General features: G+C 32.1%; 14 protein-coding genes and 2 pseudogenes. 5 read left to right on the forward strand and 11 right to left on the reverse strand.

Going from position 1 to position 20,084, the window contains the following annotated elements:
- The first annotated feature begins 348 nt into the window (after positions 1-348).
- A complete protein-coding gene (locus tag CSP5_RS04640; protein ID WP_148689759.1) occupies positions 349-1,554 on the forward strand; it encodes an ATP-binding protein in 1,206 nt (401 codons plus the stop codon).
- A gap of 1,049 nt (positions 1,555-2,603) precedes the next feature.
- Here the strand turns inward: CSP5_RS04640 and CSP5_RS04645 are convergent.
- Both CSP5_RS04645 and CSP5_RS04650 read right to left on the reverse strand, forming a co-directional pair.
- Positions 2,604-3,476, reverse strand: coding sequence for an FkbM family methyltransferase (locus CSP5_RS04645; RefSeq protein WP_083705274.1), 873 nt, complete (start codon positions 3,474-3,476; stop codon positions 2,604-2,606).
- Between the two features lie 251 nt (positions 3,477-3,727).
- A pseudogene (locus tag CSP5_RS04650) lies at positions 3,728-4,045 on the reverse strand (IS1634 family transposase); the annotation flags it as partial.
- Between the two features lie 127 nt (positions 4,046-4,172).
- On the opposite strand from CSP5_RS04650, the gene CSP5_RS04655 reads away from it, so the two are divergent.
- A complete protein-coding gene (locus tag CSP5_RS04655) occupies positions 4,173-4,445 on the forward strand; it encodes a transposase (protein WP_077076246.1) in 273 nt (90 codons plus the stop codon).
- Between the two features lie 2 nt (positions 4,446-4,447).
- Positions 4,448-5,248, forward strand: a complete 801-nt coding sequence (locus CSP5_RS04660; RefSeq protein WP_241810738.1) for an IS3 family transposase — start codon at positions 4,448-4,450, stop codon at positions 5,246-5,248.
- 164 nt (positions 5,249-5,412) lie between these two features.
- Here CSP5_RS04660 and CSP5_RS04665 read toward each other — a convergent pair.
- The 8 genes and pseudogenes from CSP5_RS04665 to CSP5_RS09730 form a co-directional block, all read right to left on the reverse strand.
- Positions 5,413-6,454, reverse strand: a pseudogene (locus CSP5_RS04665) (transposase); the annotation flags it as partial.
- 269 nt (positions 6,455-6,723) lie between these two features.
- Complete coding sequence (locus CSP5_RS04670) at positions 6,724-7,539, reverse strand: hypothetical protein (RefSeq protein WP_145983950.1); 816 nt, start codon at positions 7,537-7,539, stop codon at positions 6,724-6,726.
- A 612-nt stretch (positions 7,540-8,151) separates the two neighbouring features.
- On the reverse strand, positions 8,152-9,483 hold the full coding sequence (locus tag CSP5_RS04675) for a hypothetical protein (RefSeq protein WP_145983951.1): 1,332 nt from the start codon (positions 9,481-9,483) through the stop codon (positions 8,152-8,154).
- A 422-nt stretch (positions 9,484-9,905) separates the two neighbouring features.
- Positions 9,906-11,930 (reverse strand): DUF2079 domain-containing protein, encoded by a 2,025-nt coding sequence (locus CSP5_RS04680; protein ID WP_145983952.1) that lies wholly within the window; start codon positions 11,928-11,930, stop codon positions 9,906-9,908.
- A 70-nt stretch (positions 11,931-12,000) separates the two neighbouring features.
- Positions 12,001-13,035: a glycosyltransferase family 4 protein gene (locus CSP5_RS04685; RefSeq protein ID WP_077076251.1), complete on the reverse strand. Its 1,035-nt coding sequence runs from the start codon at positions 13,033-13,035 to the stop codon at positions 12,001-12,003.
- Entirely contained in the window at positions 13,028-14,191 is a 1,164-nt protein-coding gene (locus tag CSP5_RS04690; RefSeq protein WP_077076252.1) for a glycosyltransferase family 4 protein, read from the reverse strand. The genes CSP5_RS04685 and CSP5_RS04690 overlap by 8 nt, the downstream gene beginning before the upstream one ends.
- A 518-nt stretch (positions 14,192-14,709) precedes the next feature.
- A complete protein-coding gene (locus CSP5_RS04695) occupies positions 14,710-15,153 on the reverse strand; it encodes a transposase (protein ID WP_241810739.1) in 444 nt (147 codons plus the stop codon).
- Positions 15,143-15,337, reverse strand: a complete 195-nt coding sequence (locus tag CSP5_RS09730; protein WP_171970442.1) for a hypothetical protein — start codon at positions 15,335-15,337, stop codon at positions 15,143-15,145. Before CSP5_RS09730 ends, CSP5_RS04695 begins: the two co-directional genes overlap by 11 nt.
- A gap of 167 nt (positions 15,338-15,504) precedes the next feature.
- Here CSP5_RS09730 and CSP5_RS04700 point away from each other — a divergent pair, with 167 nt between their 5' ends.
- Positions 15,505-16,326, forward strand: a complete 822-nt coding sequence (locus tag CSP5_RS04700; protein WP_077076254.1) for a glycosyltransferase family A protein — start codon at positions 15,505-15,507, stop codon at positions 16,324-16,326.
- Between the two features lie 1,502 nt (positions 16,327-17,828).
- Here the strand turns inward: CSP5_RS04700 and CSP5_RS04705 are convergent.
- Positions 17,829-18,593 carry an FkbM family methyltransferase gene (locus CSP5_RS04705; RefSeq protein WP_077076255.1) on the reverse strand — a complete coding sequence of 255 codons (765 nt, stop codon included), beginning with the start codon at positions 18,591-18,593 and terminating at the stop codon, positions 17,829-17,831.
- A 1,002-nt stretch (positions 18,594-19,595) separates the two neighbouring features.
- Between CSP5_RS04705 and CSP5_RS04710 the strand changes: the two genes are divergently transcribed.
- Positions 19,596-19,970, forward strand: a complete 375-nt coding sequence (locus CSP5_RS04710) for a hypothetical protein (RefSeq protein WP_077076257.1) — start codon at positions 19,596-19,598, stop codon at positions 19,968-19,970.
- Positions 19,971-20,084: the final 114 nt, after the last annotated feature.

Raw genomic sequence — 20,084 nt, forward strand, 5'->3', positions numbered from 1 at the left:
GGAAAATGGTGGAGAATTCCTTATGATAAGCAATCTAAATATGTATATTCAACCAGAGGCAAATGGCAGATAAAAATACAAATAGATTACGAAGGTTCACTAACGGTCTTTTTTATATATGTATGGAGGTGATAAATTATTTCTGAACACTTATTAGTTTAATATGTAAGTCACTTTTAAGCAACAGCCTGAGACCAAAAGCCATAATTTTTGACTGATATCCTCACTTTAGATGATACCCCTTCTTTTAACCACGTTTGATTGAAGTATTTATTGTATGCATTACAAATGAGAAATAGTTTTCATTCTTATTGAGAAGATTAAAATAAGAATAAAACATGTTAAATTGTGATCTTAAAGGACACACTAAGAAGGATAGTAAATGAACAGAGACAGCAGATAGTTTCGAAACAGAACAGTGTAAAGAGAGAGATTCTAGATCAAATACCTCTTGATCTGCATTATGCCATAATCATATCAGGAATAAGGAGAGTGGGAAAAAGCACACTACTTCAGCAGCTGTTAACTAAATTACCAGACTTTTATTATTTCAATTTTGAGGATTCAAGGCTTATTAATTTTGAGCCTGCAGATTTTGAAAAATTAAATCAGATTATGGCTGAAGAGTATGGAACATCTAAATTTTATATATTTGACGAAATCCAGAATATAAAAGGCTGGGAGGTTTTTGTAAGATCAATGTTAGACAATGGGAAGCAATTTTTTATCACTGGATCTAACGCTTCACTGCTAAGTCGAGAACTTGGAACCAGGTTGACAGGGAGACACATAAATATTGAACTGTTTCCATTTTCTTTTACGGAATGGTTGAGTTTTTTTAAAAAAGAAAGAGCGCTAAAGACATTTAATGATTACTTTCAAAACGGAGGTTTACCACAGTATCTAAAGTATGGCCAGAATTCAATTCTTCAGGAACTTCTTCTTGATGTATTATACAGGGATATAGTTGCCAGGCACAATATAAGAGATGCGAAATCACTTCAGGAGCTCGCTTTATATCTACTTGGGAACGTGTCAAATGAATTTTCATATAACACTTTGAAGAAACTGTTTAACTTCGGCTCAGTAAACACTCCTATTTCGTATATATCCTATATGGAGGATAGCTATCTCCTTTTCACAGTACAAAAATTTGATTACTCCTTAAAAAAACAGGCAGTTAATGAAAAAAAGATTTACGCAATTGACAACGGTCTTGTCTTATGTAATTCCACATCGCTGTCATCTGAGAAGGGAAGAATGCTAGAAAATCTGGTGTTCATAACACTTCATAGAAAATACCATGACATTTACTATTTCAAGGGGAAAAGAGAATGTGATTTTGTTGTAATGGAAAATAAGAAAATCAATATGGTAATTCAGGTGTGTTACGAATTAACAGATGACAATAAGGATAGAGAGGTAGAAGGTCTTGTGGAGGCCATGTCATTTTTCAAACTTGAGAAAGGGCTCATATTAACTTATAACCAGGAAGATGAGTTTTATGTGGTAAAGAAGTATGTAGACGTTAAACCCATTTGGAAATGGTTGTAATATGGTGAATATCTTACAGTTAATGTATTACTGAGTAAGATAGACAAGTATTGTCATGCTTAATAATGATGATTAAAATAGATTACAATTACAAAAGACAAAAAGGAGTGTACATATTTTTATCTTTCTCGAGTTAGAAGATTTATATAACGATAATAGTCAAACAAATGTGATTATAATATTTATAAAATGAAAACTAAAATAGAATAAGATAACCAAAGCATCATACATAATATTCTAATAAACATAAACTAAATTCTGAATTACCACAAAGGTGATGCCAAGTTGTATTGACTTCAAATTGCCGTAGTAGAGTATAATATTGCAATATCTCAAAAATTGGCACGTATTATAGATAAACAAAATACTCTATGCTAGCAATGGAATTTCCTTATGTATATTATATATCTTCCAGAGATCTTAATCCGAGTAAGGATAATTCAACCAAAGTAAAAGCTTTCAGAACATTATAGTTGAGCATAGATCGATAGATAAAAAAATTTCTATACAGCAATTAAGGGATTAGCACTGCTATACTCTATATTTGTAAATATTGATACAGAATAATGTTGTAATACATTTTAGTATGACGGTGTATGTATGATATAAATGTTCGAGACCAATGTAATTAAAATAATCTTCTACTCACTGTAATATTAGACTGCATTAAACAATTGAATTACATCTGTGCTGCTATTGTCATAAAAACCTCTATCCATCAATCTATTCATACCTATCCTGGTACTGTACATAGAGAAGGTAACATTTAAGATCATTCTCAATGACTAATATCATTACAGAAATAATTGAATGGTCTTAAATCGTTTTTAAATTTGTCATCAATAATAAACATTACAGGGATCCTTGTATTTGATCATCTGATAAGAAATTAGTTACCATAAGACAATACTGTAATAACATCAATGTGGCCAAGTAGCAGTTCATTACTCTAACCTGTATTTCACTATGTTTTACATCGGTTATACTATCTCTCAAAAACGCTGTATAATAATAGTTATACAGTATTATTTGGAGTAATCACGATTTAATTATTTGCGATATGCAGTTAAAATGCCTACTTCTTTCGAATGATCATACCTTACATCAAATCCATGTCTTTTGAGCAAATCTGGTAAAAATTTGATTCCATCATGAAATTCAAGAATTATATTATTAATAATTGAAATATCACTCTCTTCTATATTTTGGAATACCTCATATTCACACCCTTCGCAGTCCATCTTTAAAAGATCAACTTTCGTTAAATTGTATTGGTATATTATATCCTTCAAAGAGATAGAATCTACTAGTATTCTTGAATCGAAATTTATACCAATTCCTTTTACAGTTTTTGATTGATTTATAGAGTTAGCATTAGGATTTTTGGAGGAAACGTTCAGATAAACGCTACCCGATTTACTTGAACATGCTGCATTAATTATGTGCACTTTGCTTGTTAGATTGTTTACCATAACATTATATACAGCTAACTCGTATGATTCTTTCATTGGTTCTAAACCATAAACTTCATTTGCTCCGTTAATAGCAAAATATATGCAAGAATCTGCTGTTGAGGCTCCAATATCTATTACCATAGAATTTTTAAAGTTTTGTGGGTATGTATTTTTTTCGAAAATCTCGAAAATGTGGCCAAAGTCAAATCCCTCTCTCAGACGGCACTTAAGTTTAACACCACTCAAATTTTTTAAAACTACAAATGTGTTGTCAAATTCAAGAATTTCCCACTCTAAGCTTAGCAGATTTATAAGTCCATAGGGATCTTTTACATCATAAAGATTTTGCCCAGTGCGCAAAAAAATTGCTGTCTCCTTGCCTTTAATCATCATAAAAATTATTGACACCCAATTTTTAGTGAATTTCCTAATTGAGAGGACAGTTGATACTTTTGATTTAATTGTCATTAATCTTAAATTATCTGTATTGATATAAACCTTTGTGAGGAGGCGTTTCTCTACTTTAAGTAATCTGTAAAATTAATTAGTATAATTTTTGTTTCACGTATGGAGGCAATCATTTCATACAATCGCATGGTAATATTAAACATTGAGCCTAGAGAAAAGCAAAAAGGGATAACCGAAATAGTAAGTTGTTTAATTGGGAGATCCCCTAATAATTTAACAAAAATTTTACTCAATTAAAACCTAACCTACCATTATTTACGAAATATGTCCAGATCAATCATCAAATCTGACACCAGTTCTTTCGCTTTTTTCGTTATTTCACTCATGATATCTGCACTTTCCATTCTGTAAATCTTTATCCTTGGAAGTATGAGTAGAACATCCCACACACTGTATCTTCCATCTATCATGTTCAGTATTTGAAAGTGAAGATACAGTGATAGCATATTAAGAAACATGTATGTAAAAAGCATGTGATCATCTCTTAGATATGATCTATCTGCCTCAAGATCGTTCTTGTAAACATTGAATGCGTATTCCACGTATTCACGCTGTTTGTACAGTCTGTATTGATGTGCTCCGTTTATCGTTTGGACACTTATAAGAGAGATAATATACTGTTAAAGGTATATAAGGGGGAATCCAGAGAGGGTTTTGCAAATCTCCTGCACATTTCCCATGAAATAGGTGATGCACATGACTGAGAAATTTACAGTTGAGCAGAAGGAACGGATTGTAATTGAATCATTTATAGCAACAAACATTGCTGAACTGTGCAGAAGGCATGATGTATCTGTTGCACAGTTCCACAGATTGAAGGAACGCTTCCTTGAAGGTGGAAGGGAGGGATTTGGAGAATCATCAAAGGGAGATGAATACCAGAAGGAGATTGACGATCTCAAGAGGCTTGTTGGTGATCAGGCACTTGCAATAGATGCTTTAAAAAAAAGTCGACATGGGAGGAAATAGCCATGGCCATTGAAATTCTCAGGAAAGAAATCCCAGTTGCAAGGATATCAAGGGCGATGCATATCCAAAGATCATCCAACTACTACAGAAAGACAGAGGGATCAGGAAAGAGGAAGTCAAGGATTTCAGAGAATATGGAAGCTGAGATCATCAGGTTATCAGCAGATCGAACAACCTACGGTTACAGGAGAATATGGGCACTTCTTAGGAATTCCGGCATTCATGTGAACATAAAGACTGTCAGATGGATCATGAGAAGAAATAGCCTTGCACTTCCATATGCAAAGCACAGGAACCGCACCAGAAGAAAGGATCTCACAAAGCCCGAGAACATAAACATTCTCTGGGAAACAGACATCCATTATGTGAGCACAGTTCATGATGGAATGGTATATCTTATGTCCATCAAGGATTGTTACAGCAAGAAATGGATTTCCTATGAATTTTCAAAAACATGCACAGCAAAGAACTGCATTAAAGCAGCTGAGAAGGCCTATGCAGACAGGTTTCCCAATGGCGGAATGCACAATATCATTCTTAGAACTGACAATGGACCGCGTTATATATCCAGGGAGTTCAGGGAATCCATGAAATTGCTTGGAATAAGATCGGAATACATACAGAAGCACACTCCTGAGGACAATGGAGATATTGAATCGTTCCACAATTCACTGAAGACGGATTACATCTGGGTTAACGATCTGAAAACAATTCAGGACGCAGAGAATCTGATGGAATATGCATTTAATGATTATAATAGTGTGAGACCACATTCATCCATTGAATATCTTCCACCGGATTAGTTTGAAAGGAGACTGATTGAAGATGAAGGCTTCAGGGATAAATTCCTGGAAGAGAGAAAAAGAAAGGAGGAGAAAAGAATGAAAAACAGAATTGTAAGAAAAAGGAGGTTGAAGGAAAATGTCTCATTGGAAGACGGAATATCTGTCCAAAATTAAGGGGCTCAGATCATGTATATTCTCTCAGGTTCCTCCCTGAGATCCGAAAGAAAATATAATTTTCCAAAATTGATCTGGTTTTCATCATACTCTCTTTTGCTTCTCCTGTTTTTGCTTATTCTGATCAAATAATCCTTCTCCTCTTCACTCTTGAGAACAGGATCCTCAAATATGTAAACATCATCATTCCGTTGCCAGTATTTCACAGGTTTACCATCATACATGAAAACACCCATGAAATGATCCTGATTTTGTATGATCTTTGAGTTTCTTCTCAGTGGAATGATATAGCTCAGATGTTTCTTCCTTAATTTCCCTATATTATCTGCAGAGAAGAATCCCTTATCTGCAACAATAACACATCTCTCAACACCAGCCATTTCAATGGTCTTTGACATGGCGGAAACATCCCTTATGGATCCTGGAAGTATCCTAACAAAGGTAGGCACCGTTCTTGTTGATGAAAATAGCATCATTATGTTGATCTGTGGTATGTGTATATTCCTTGAATTATGTCCAGGTTCAAGGAATGATATATTCTCTGATCTTGAGAATATGGCCGTTGAACCCATGAGCATATATTCACCCTTTTCTGTGAGTCTTTTCATGACTCTTATACTCTGATCCTCTGGAAGGGATGAAAGCATTCTGGATAATGAATCCGGTGACATGCTTTCATCTATTATCCTGCAGAGATATGTCTTCTCATACAGGTAGTGCACAGACTTCATTGGAAGAGGCTGTATGTTTCTTAGGATCACATATGATATGATCCGACCCCACATTGTAGGATATATATCCTTCAGTACAAGTATGACTGTCTTCTCTGCTATTCCATATAACAGAGCTATGTTTCCGTATTCATAATCAGATCTAACCATTCCCATGGATCTTGTCTTCACTATACCATCATGGGTTACAACTCCAAGATACTGGCCAGTGATCTTGTCAGCCCTTCTTCTTTTCCCTATTCCATCTGCTGGTCATCTCATAGGCATAATAATGATCTCCAGATTTCCTTATCTCTACACCCTCTTTCTTGTATTTCATCACCCAGTCTGGAAGAACAACTATATTACATAGTACAAGTAATATGTATATAGATCTTTCCTAGTAGTGAATAAATTCAACTACTGTGGTGTTTCATTGAGAATGAGATATGAGAATCTGTTCTTTCTATTACACAAAAAACGAGGAGATAGTGATTAAACTCTTGAAAACTACAAATCCTCCTATTAATCTGCCAGATATAATGCCAAGAGTAATATCTAAGGAAATTGATGCAAGATTATTTTTAATTATAGTCTTTTAAGATTTTTTTAAGTGCTACCATTTACATTAAAAACATTTTTTTTATTATCCCACTTCCAATTTAGATACGTAAGACCAGCAATACTTCTTACTGCCCTCAGATTTCCTGTATCGAGTGTACTTCCTATTAAATCGCCGATTTTGTAGTCAATAATCATTGTCCTTGCGTTTTCAATTTTAATCCGGATGGATAGATCAGTGTCTTCTGCAGCATTTATGAACGTTTCATCATAAATAGATCCACCTACTTTCGATATCCATAGAGAACTAAATATTCCAAAATCCTGAATCTCTAAGTACTGATAACCATTCTTGAAAAGTTTTGAAAACTTCCCAGATATAGGAGAAATTAAATATCTGATTAAAAACTTTTTATACATTTTTAATGCAGTTCTCCCACAATTCTTATTCATTATTAAACTATAAACAAAAAATAAAATATTAGGACGTGAAATCTTCTCTGAAGAAGAATGATATTTTGATGGTTGCGTAAATATAACGTCGTATTTTTTTTCGTTCAATGCTAAGAGTTGTTCCTGAAGTAGTTTAGCTGTATCAATTTTCACCATATCGTCGTTAGATACAATGATCCATTTTGGATCATACTCCAGTGATTTCTTAATCCCTACATTGCAGTTATGAGCAAAATTGAAATAATAGTCTTTACCACTTTCAACAAAGACTATATGTAACCCTTTGAATATGTTTTCCCTGCATTCTCTTGCAAATTTTCCATTGAAATCAATAGTTGGTACTATTACGATAACGTCTTTGTTACCATCAACCTCATGTATATTTGATACACCTTTTGGTCTCTCATTCATCCACCTTATCAGTTGGTCTCGGTTTTCGAATCCTTCGTAGAATTCGATGATTTTATTAAGTTTATCGCTGCTAAAGTAATTGTTTCGATAATCTACAATGCTAAAGAATACTCCTTGCTGATTATATTCTACTGGACAGTGAAGAAGACTACTATTAGAGATTTTACTAAACTTCATTCTACTACAAGATTTTTAATAACTATAAATAGTTGCATACAGTCAAATTTCGTTAGGATTTTAAATTAGAATAATTTTTTATTCATTTAAATGCAATCCATGGATTTTTAAATATAATCTTTTTTGATTTATTATGACTATATGAATGGTAACTTGGTATCGAAAGAAGATTTTTAATTTGAACATTAGATGGTATTAAATCAAATTTAATGAAAATGTAATCATTCATTGTGATATATTGCATACGATCCCATGTTAATAGAAAACATTGAACCTTGAGCAAGGCAAAGGTAGATTAAACAAATTACCAGTGGGCGAAATGCAAATGGTACAAACTATTATTGTATTTAATATAGAGAGGTCTAAGACTATAAAAAAGAATTTGATATACTGAGTTAATTATAAAAAGAATCAATACAAGCCAAGAAAATTTGTTCACTTCCTTCTTTTCTTAGTTGATAAATAAATGATTGAACCGAACATTGCCGCGGAAAATACCGTTAAAATTTCAACATATTGATATTTAAAATTACTAGTCCTAGGAGAAAGAGTAACATTTATAGATAATAATCTACCAGATGACAAAGTTATATTTTTAAAAAATTTGTAATATCCATTACCTATGGCCTTGATACTATAATTCCCTGGAAAGAGCGATAAATTGAAGACCTCTGATTGAAGAAGACCATTGTTATTGTATATCCATCCGGATACAGGGATAATCCTCCCTTTTAAGATCAGAGAAGAATACCATGGCGTCAAAATTATTTTAAGAAAGGCAAATTCATCGAATTTAACAGGTATAATTATGCTACTTCCATTCAAATTTAAATGACCTATACGGCTTACTGGATAATACATAGTTGAGTTCCCTACTACATAAGAATATTCTCCCTTTTGAAGGTTGATTGAGAATTCAGATTGAGTTGTTAAAAATGTTTCCGTATTCCCATGCCCAGTTACATTTATGTACCAGTTATTATTACGAGGCAGGTTTATAGATCTAAATATGACAGTATATGTATTTTGTATCGTACCTATGGCAAACGCTGGCATTATATTACTAGGTGGGATCGTTCTTATGACGATCCATGAGTAATTTGCGTATCTTTCAAAGTATGATCCACCAATGCAGTACATAAAATTTGAATAATCTGAAGCATTAATTGATGGTGTATTAGTTCCAGAAAATACAAGATTGTTCAATGTTCCATATGCTAAATTTTTGTCAAGACTATCATTTATTCCAATTACATTATAACCATAGTTTATTAAGCCAGTGTTAATACTCGGTCCCCTATTTTCTGTTGCAAATGTAAATTCTGTCCCATTAACGAACCAAAAATTTGTTGAACTTTCTTCCTGACCTTTTAGTTTGTAGTCAAAGGACTGTCTTATATTAGTATGCCCGTTCTTGGAAACTTGCATATTTGTAAGAATACCTGTATTATTACTATAAGTTCCAGAAACTTTTATTTTCGCATAGTGGGCAGTTTCACCGGAAATGTAAAGCCCGTCATTAACTGTGTAATTTGTATTCAAATTAACAAAGCCATTAGGCAATGAAGTTCCTGAAAAGTCCCATGCTCTGGGAACTTTAGGCGTTCCAAATACAAGAGGAGCGTTGAAGAACGAAACACTATATCCAAGGAAGCTGTAATTTCCAAATAGAGATAAATTTTTAGGACCGATGTTAATCCATATAGTAAGATTTAAGCTGAAAATTAGTCTGAGCCATATATTGGCGATATTCCCTATAATATTCATTATCCAAGCATAAATTTTTGACCCATTACCATAAGTGAAATATAAATTGCTAAATTTCGAATTGATTTGAGGAATCTTTGATCTATTTAACTGAATAAGTTGCTGGTAAATATAGCCTTTTTGGAAATATCGAATTGAACTATTAAAAGTGATGGGTACTGTGTAATTGCATTCCTTTTGATTGGACGAAATTTTAAAATTACTTACATTGACTGCACCAAAATTGGTTTTGTTATTAAAGTGAGTAATGTACTCTCGATTTTCAATTTTTGATGATAGATTTAAATTTTTTCCATGAACATTATAATAAACTGTAAAAGCAGAGAAAATAAGAAGAAAAACTACTAATATAGAAAACACCCTTTTATTTTTCACACTAATGAAATACATAAAATTTATTACTCGTTTAACCATTTTTGAAACTACCATTTATAAGATACCTCTTTTTCATTAATTCCTTTAAAAGCTATTTTTCCTGTAAATCCATTACTTTTTATAATGAAATAATAATACCCGGTATTCAAATTGATATTGTTTATCACCTGATTAAAGGAAATATCATGACATTCTTTAGCTAAATTATTATGTATATTAATGTATTTTTCAGATACATCAGTTCCATTAAGCATTACAGTTACAGATATATTACCGTATGATTCTGGATATGAAATAAAATTCAATGTGTCATTATAAGTTCCAGGATAATAGTTTGTTCCGCCGTACCACAAAGTTGAGCCAGCAGAGATGTTTGAAAAAATTAATGAATTACTTTTGGCAATATTTGCTGTTGGTGAATCTCCTAGAGTTACGCCAATATAACGATTCATTGGAATATACAATGCTGGTGGGTAAGTATAATTTCTTTCAAGAGCAATTGTCCCATTTGCCTCTGCCATAATCCCATATTTACCAGAAAGTAACATAATGTCCATTATCTGCACAATACTTTGGTATCCAGATTTTACAAACGAGACAGCATTAGTTATTGTCGAAATTGCATAATCCATGGGGACATAGACAATATGACCTCCGGAAGCGATAAATGGAAAAGTATTATTTACTGCATCTCTGAGTGTTATATTTAAAAACACCGGCGAAGGGGCACCCATGACAAATTGCCCAACGTGATAGGGGCCACCAACTAAAGCTCTTGGATAAACTTCAGGTATGTTGTTAGGTGCCAAAACATAAGGATTTGATCTAGGTATCATTCCCGTTTCCTCCTTCAGATATGTATATGTATTAAAATTGTCATATGGATTATCTCTATACCAATTAATATACCCATTGTCATTTACGTAAGGACTCCACGGCTGGAAAACAAGGGAAAAAAGAACCAAAAATATTAAAATAGATAGCACAGTTTTAGTTGTTTGGTTTGTTCTTACTCGATTGTAGATTTTCCTTAATCTCTTTTGTGGTATTGTTAGTTTGTAATCAGCATCATTTCGGCGAGATATAACATCAATGAGTCCAAGGAAGAGAAAAGGAACCAACATAGAAAGATACTGATCAGTATATATATCGGGAAAAAAGTAAATGGGATTTCTTGCTATAAACATTAACGCAGAAAATGGAATGAGAAAAAGAATCCATCTTTTAGAAAACAACGGCAGAAAAAAAAGTGGAGCTAGAATCATTACAAAGGTTATTGAAACACTACCTAGTTGATACGCTCCAGTGGAAGCGTTAGCATGAATTAAAGATGCAGATACATGACCACCTATAAAAGAAATACTATATCCAAAAATTAGAGCTGAAACTGAAAAAACAAAAAGCATTAAAAGGTAAATCAACTTTTTGTTGTCTGCATTTTTATTTCTCTTGTAAATATAGGATACTAGTTCATAAAAGGCAAAAAGGGCAACGAAAATACCGTATGGCCATTTGATTAGGGCGGTGATCATAAAAAAAGTTAACGATGCTTTTCGGTAACCATATAGGTAAAGCATATAAGATATAACAAAGAAAAATGGGAAGAAGGCTTGATTGTGTACATCAAACCAATTTATTCCAGCTATAGGAAAATATAAGAAATAAGATATGCTAATAAGAAGTGATAAAACTGGGGAAATGTTAAACTTACGAGAAATAAAGTAAAGAGGCAACGCAGTAGCCCATATAAAAAACGTTTGAACAATCAGAATAATCTTAAGTCCTCCAAACAAAGATAATGGACTTAGGAAATAAGGGATAATCGAAACATAAAAAATATTATACAATAAAACTTTAAAAGTAGGGTTTGTGTGAAGAGGTAGCCAAATGCTTTCAGCGAAAGTGCCAAGATCAAAGACTGCACTGTAAACATGATAAAGCCTAAATAAAGCCAAATAAGACCAACCTGCAACATTTACTATGTAAACTACCACAAGTATTGATATATATCTAATATCTCTTTTATCGTTACAAAAAAGAAATCTTAATTTTCTAGATAGCGTGGAATTCATTTCTTTAATAAGAGACGTAATTAAATATATTATAAAATCTTTATCGCTATTACAAAAATTATGTATACAATCATAAGAAAACCTTTTTATAAACCTCAATGGTTTGTTTAACAATGGATTCGGGCCGTAGGCACAATACGTCTTTGTATGCTTTAATTAAATCAATATTTCTCCACTCTTCATTCTCTATAACACTTTTGAGATTATTTTGATCCCAGAGACATGTGTTTCCCTTTGTTATATTTGGAATATCTCCTTTAAAACATAAAACAGGAATTTTCAATGCCTTGGCTTTTGCAATAGGTATTCCAAAACCTTCAAACTCAGACGTAGAAAGATAAACATCAAATTTTGCCATAACTTCAGCTGCTTCTGAATCTTGAAGGAAGCCATAATATTTTATCCTTGGATCGTCGTTAATTTGATCTCCGAACGGAAATCCTGAACCATATATATGAAGTTCTAGTTCCATTGATTTAATTTTCTTGAAAGTTTCTATAAATTTTAATAGCATCCGTGATTTATTCCAGTTGAAATTGTTCACATAACCTATGACTACTTTACTGTTTTTTTTATCATTTAACTTAGATGAGAAATATTGTTCTTCAATTATTGGACCTTGAACTGTTATCTTTTCCTTTTTTATAGCATAACAATCCTCTAATCTGTTAGAAATTTCATCGGTTCTTGCGAAGATGTGGTCATATGTTGGAATAAAATCAAAGCACTTTCTTTTAAATAAATTATCAATTCTTAAAAGAAAACTTTGATCAAATTTTTTGATAAACGGATAAAAATCATGAACAGTAACTATTCTTCGTTCTGAATATTTTGAAAAATTTATTAATGGAACTGTACCGCACAGATCATTTGGGTGCATTACATGAATGTATTTTTTTTCTATAAATTGCTTTGATTTGAAAAGAAAGAGATTCCTTGCTAAAAATCTAGAAATACCTGGAAAATAATTATTTGAAGCTTGATATATGTCCAAACTATCTATGTCAATTAGTTTCGAAAGATCTTCTCTAAATGTATAATTCATATCTGGAACTCCTTCTCCATTCCTAGCGAATGACGTCCCAACAAGTAGTATTTTATTCATGAAAACTCACTTTGTATTCTTCTGCAATTCTACTGAAAAATATAAGTTGCTGTTTCGCTATAAAGTTATATGAATAACTGTCAACACATTCCTTTGCCTTCATCGTCTTTTCCATAACGGTTCCATAATTATCAAGTATCTGCTTGACGGTATCTGCACAGAGTTGAATGTTTCCAACCTTGACGGGAAAATAGTTACCCCTGAGATAATAATACGCTGGAAGTGAATATGCCACAACTGGAGTGCCCATACTTGCAGCTTCCATAACACTTATTGCCCAACCCTCTTCATAACTTAGAAAAAGAAAAACTTTGGAATTTCTAAGTAACTCATACTTTTCGTTTTCTAATATAAAACCTTTTAATATTATGTTTTTTGCAAGGTCTAATTTCTTAATTATTTTTTTAATTTTGTTAACATACTTTTCTTCACCTCTTCCAGCTAGAATTACTTTAAGAGGCATAGAATATTTTTTGATCAAAATTTCTACCACCTTGATAATATCCATAACGCCCTTATGATTTTCGATTCTCCCGATATAAGTAATATCATAAAGACCTCGAGGCTTTTCAAGTGGCGGTTGACTGTTTACTACTTTTGGAATCGCATCAAAATCTGGGAATACTTTCATACTATGCTTGGTTAATGTTCTTGGGTTGTCCAAAAAAATAGGAATTTTAAAATGATTAAGAAAAGCAAGTAGCACTGTAATATACGATACATTTAAGAAAACTCTAAATGTTCCACGTCTATAAGGATGAATTAAAATACTTGGAGTTATATGATGAATATAGACTGTTAAAGGCCTTTTATATTTATGTGACAATCGAAATGCCAAAATGAAATCCATTGGATAGGGCGAGACAGACAGAATAATATCATTTTTACTTATATCACTGAATTTATCCGCTCTCAAGAACATTGCTTTAATAGTTGCCCTAAAAACTGATAAAAAAGAAAATTCTTCTCCCATTATAGATTTTACAGAGGATATTTTTATACCAGATGATTCCCAGCATGGAATTAGATTTTTAAAATGAATATTACCACCTCCACTTGAGTGATATTTAAATCCTACCAAACCTATCCTATTTATACCATTTATTTTCTCATTGGGAGGTTCTAATTCTTTTGATTTGGATATTTTCTCTCTCATTAAATTTTGATATTGGATCGATAACAAAAACCTTTCCAATTAATATACGTGCCTCATTTGCGCTTGCCCGCCATGATAATCGCATATACTCTATTTTATACTTTTTAAAAACTATTCCAAATGCACTATCTTATACCTGAAACGACCTAATAATAATAGAGGTTTTCTAAATTTCCATCTCTTTTCTACGTATATAACAAAACGTAACTTGATTAATAGAAAATATAACAATTTCAACCATTTACTTTCAGAATTATACTTTTTTTCCTCTACTTCTCCTTAAATTTTCTTTAAAAATTGATAGCTCACACTATCCATTAGTTATCTTCAACCCATGTATATTATAAGCAAAACATGCAAACATGACCTTTACTCTTACTCTACGTATAAGGGTAACCATTATATGTGAAAAATGGAATACCCTATTAATAATAGAATATGGACATTCAACAAGTGATCCTTTGTACCATCTATTCCCCTTGGATAATGTCCAAAGTATCCCTTATCCCTGTATACTGTTATTCCTCTTTTGGAATATCAATGGTTGTGTCATGATCCTTTACTGTTGACACAGCATAGGATCTTATCATTGGAACAGGAATGTTATCATCAACAATGGTATGACCCTTATATCCAAAAAATTTTTTACTGTTATTCTTTGTGAATGAACCATCCTTTGATCTTCTTGTTTTACCTTCTGATCTTGTTTCTTCATGTTTCACATGTCCAAGATCTGATGTGATGAATGTTGCATCCTGTGCTGATCCCTTCTTTACCCTTATTCCTTTCAGTTCAAGCTGTCTCTGTAATTCATTCCATATGATCCGTTCCTTTCCTGCTTTTGATAATCTTTCTATGAATAACCATATGGTTCTTGCATCAGGATACTGATCAGGATAGTCAAGAAAGTTCATGAATGATATTCTATCCATTATGAGTGTCTCTGCCTGTTCATAAACCATGTTGAACATGCTCTGTAAGAACAGTACTTTCACCATGGTTTTTACAGGTATCATTATGATACAGATCATTCAATAATAGTGTGAATGCATCCCAGTCTATGGCATTCTTTACAAATATTAATGGATCATTTATCTTCATTGAGTTGTATTTTCCTTTAATTGCATGATCAAGTAAATCACTCATACAGTAACATGCGTGTTTCATGAATAAATGTTACGGTGTTTGTTGGGAGGTTATTAGAAATCCTCAATAGTATATTATATGTGATATATATATATTAATGGTACGGGTCAGCCACAAATATCAGTACACATAAAAGATTTTATTCCTTACAATCATAACCTCATTGGATGATTTCGATAGAGCTTATATCTAAAGGCGAGCAATCATTAATTGAAGTATTAGAATCAATCAAAAATCAATCTTATAGGGACTATGAGATAATATGTGCTAATAGTTCAAATAATATTAATATAAAAAAAATGCTACTAGAATATAATTGTAAGGTAATAGATTTGCCTACTAATTCGCTTGCTTTATTTGCCAGATATATTGCTCATAAGTGTGCAAATGGAGATAGATCATTATTATTAGATAGCACCCGACCTTTACGAAACAATGCTTTGGAATTATTATACAAAAACTATTATAATCATGATATGGTTATTTTAAGGGAGGACAGTTTAGGTAAAGGTTTTTGGGTTAATCAAGCTAAAATGTTGAGGTATATAAGTGAATTGCAGCTTAGTAGATTAAATAAAGAATCACTTGCATTTTTATTACCTAGGTTTTACAGCTCAAAACTGCTGTCAGAAGCTTTTAATGCTATAATAAAAAATTCTGGAAAGCTGTTTGATCAAATTAGTTACGGTGAGCATCATATCATATTTGACGAATGCAAGAAATTATCAGATAAGTTAGAAGTTACATCTGAGATATTACTTTCTCATTATGAAGACTCTTCGTTAAAAAAAATAATTAGAAAATATTACTGGTATGGAAAGTCACAAAGAACATTAAGAGGTTTAAGTGGAAGTGCAGCTAGTAAATTATCAACACACCATAGAAGAAATGTAAAATTTAGTATGAGATTGAAAACCATACCGATAAATTCAGCCCGAAGCATACCATTCATTTTAGGATACATATTTGGAAGGGATAAAGATAAATAGTACACCTTTCATTATTAATCTAAACCTAAAAAGTTCATGTACGTAATCTACTCGTTTCAAATATTATCATTGATCAACTTATAATGCATTTTAACGTGTTATACTCCACATAAATTTCTCAGCAAATTTTCTACAATTTTGAACTAATAGGTACTCATTCTTTATTGCTTTTAATATTCTATCACCAAATTCATTAATATCACCTACAAGAACCCATCAAAACCATTCCTAATCTTATAAACCAGACTTGAAACCTTATATGCCACTCTGGGCGTTCAAGAATCCGCGGAGTATTTTATAGACAAAACCTGCTTTAGGTAACTAAAAAATGTAAATTTATCCCTCATTCTCTTATTAGTTTTGCTAATTCTTCCTGAATCACCTTTTCTACAAAATAAATATTAGAATTTTTAATCATCGTTTCCACTTTTATTTAATCTCATATTAGTTCCTCAACAGTGGCTACGTATTTCAAATTGATAATCTTAGTAAAGTGGCGTGTCTCATATTTCATCAACTAACGATTTTCTTAATCTCCCTTGACTTTTCCCTGATAATATATTTGATATTACCATGTGATTGTGTGAAATTATCCAAAGGCCAATTGCTTAATCAAATGATCTGTTACGTGTATACCATATATTCTCACGATATAATATTGCCTCTAATATGGACAATGTGTGTTATTTTTCCTATCTCAAGGGATAAAGACAAGCATGTTCCTTTCCAATACTTCTTCTTATATTTCTGTTAACTGTTAATGTACCAGATCTGATGCCCATTTTTTATTCCTGTCAGTTACCGGCATGGAATGTGTATTATCAAAAAAAATTAATCATATATTTCTCATGCATCATATGCTGAATTAGCAAGTATGTATGACAAGTTTCTAACAGATTCACTGAGATTATGTGAAACTCTTGCATATTGTAGTATATTTCTCTATGTTTTATCGAACATCTGTATTGCATATCACGAAATGTGAGACCCTCATTTACAATAAAAAATTAGTCAACTTTTCAATGATTCTTTAAGAAGAATTATGGGGTTATGCAACAGGGGAAACATAATATCATTACTAAATAAATTCTGAATAGCAATTTTTATGTTTAAAAACTGATCTATAACGGTTTTTTGTGGGTTGAAACACATAGGAAAATATTGAAAGCTATCACGAAGATTTATACTCTGACTATATATGCTCAGTTCTATAGTAAAATATTTTCTCTTTTGGAAATTTAGAAAAGAATTTTCAATTTTGACCTATTAATAAAACCTCATTATTTCGTAATGTAAAGCTGTCTTAATTTAATCAAAGACTTTGAATAGTGCTAGAATATAGCTTTTATTTCTAATTCTCTCTTTCACATTCCATAAGATCTGTTTAGATATCCTCTTGTCCTTAATATCTCAATATGGAATAATCAAACTTAGGCGCAGAATAGTTTTTACATAATTTCTACATTTCATTACTTCAATCTAATTTTTTTTAAAATTAAATATTAGGCAGTTATGTTTGGCTTAAAGAAAAGGCCTACAACCAACTCATCAGACTTAGAAATATCGATACCGGATGATATTTTCGCAAGTCCCGGATTCTCTCCCGTACTTTTAAATGCTTTCCATAAACGATAAGCATCGGTTGGATGTAGAACTACCTTTTTAAATGCATTTAAGATATATTCGTTTCTCTCAACCCGCTTGAACTCAAAACCCTGACTACTCATATAAGGAATGAGTTCACTTGAGAAACCATCATGAATTTGAATGGCAAGATAATCAAAGTTTTTGATTATATCGATGCTTAATGGAATTACAAATCGTTCTGCCCCCTCGATATCCATCTTCATATAATGGATTGAATTTACTGGAACTTTGAGATTTTCAATAATATTTTGTAACGTATCTGCTTTGGATTCGAAATTTTTTCCCTTAAATGAAAGAGAGAGTTTTTCCTTTTTATCTGAGACTGCACTATTTATTGGTATAACGTTGCCACATTTATTTTTCTTTATATTGTACTGTAATGTTTTAAAATCCTCTGGAGAGGGCTCTATTGCAATTACCTTGCCTTCATTCCCGACAATTTTCGAAGCTATTACTGCAAATTCACCAATACCCGCACCTACATCCACCACAATACCTCCTTTCTTAATTTTTTGGATTCTGTATACATTTAACACATAACTTTCTATAATAGCAGCTAAGTCATGAGGGTCGTTATACTGCAGATTGAAATTACCAAATTTTATTCTGGAATCACTCATTCAAACCTCTCCTTTGCTTTATCAAACATTTTAATAGTTTTGCCCTCTTAAATGTTTTTATACTTATTTCACGACGCGGGTTGGTTTACTCTTAAATTCTTCCACTTCTGAAGTTAGATTGAAAAAAACTTGTTTCTTATGGCTATGGTATCACTGCCTGAAATTGCAATTTCAGTATCTTGAATTAAAATATTTCGGCTTTCTTTAATTTTCTTATCCAATTTTGTTACCTTTTCGAACAGTTTAGCATTTAGTGCTTATTGCTTATTCCTAAGTTCATGTTATGTGTTAATTTAGATTCATACTTTTAGTATGAGATACTAAGGGGATCCTATGAATGCATTTTATCATTCAAGCCTGGGAATTTGAAGGATAAGAGAATATCACAACAAGCCATTTGCAAAATTTAAACAAGAATAACGAGTGAATGGCATATAAATATCTAAGTTTTAAGTTCAACATTAGGTGGAGTGGAAAATACAGAAAAAAGACTGAATGAAACTGTCGCTGAAAATAATTAGAAGATAAAATCACAGAGCAAATAAATTGAGAATAATATGGGGATAATAGCCAGACAAAATTTGAACAAAAATAATAAAGAAGTGTATTACACAATTCAATTGCCATCTGTCATTTACTTTATAGTGTTGTAATACTACACTTTCATTGCAATCTCCCATGCATTCTAACCATTTCCATTTAACCTAATCCCTCCTCACATGATTCTTTTTAATCCTAAGAAATATATTTCCACGATCAACCGATTCCTTCCGTTCATCCTTGGGATGTTTTTCGGATTTCTCAGATCTGTAATAAATGACAGGAGCGTCAAGATCCTCATGACAAATTGAGGTATGGGCATATATTCATCAGCATCAATCATGTCAGAAATCGATATCATATCCAGATTCAGGCCAAAGTAGAAGCTTACATCATATGCTGGATTGTTTCAAGACAGAATCAATCGGGATCATCAGATATAAGAAGGACATATAACAAAACATGGCCCTTTTACTGCTCCGTTTCATAATGATCAATGCTGCATGTAGTGTAATAAAATACTCAAATAGGATGAAGAGGAAATACCTTGGCATTGTTAAGAGACTTTGGAAGAACCGTGCTATAATTGCAATCGTACGAATACTTCTGGATATCATATATACAATATCCACAAATAGAAAAGAATTCATTTCTAAGATCGCTCAACTTAGAGAAAAAAAGATGAATATAATGAGATCAAGAACAATAAGGAAATCTAAGATCATCACAGTGAAAAAGTGCGTAAATGATCTCAGTGAAGTTCAGAAGAAGAACAGGAAGAGAACTGGAGATGAAGGAAAATTAAGTAAGGCGGATACGATTACATTAACGTTATAGAACTTTTTACTTAGAGGACACCCAATTAAAAAAAAGTGTTTCATCAACTATGAAAATATATCCCAGTTTCGATAATGCCTAAGAACCAAAAATAAATGGGTTGTATATTTTCAT

The organism is Cuniculiplasma divulgatum, assembly GCF_900083515.1.
GTDB lineage: Archaea > Thermoplasmatota > Thermoplasmata > Thermoplasmatales > Thermoplasmataceae > Cuniculiplasma > Cuniculiplasma divulgatum.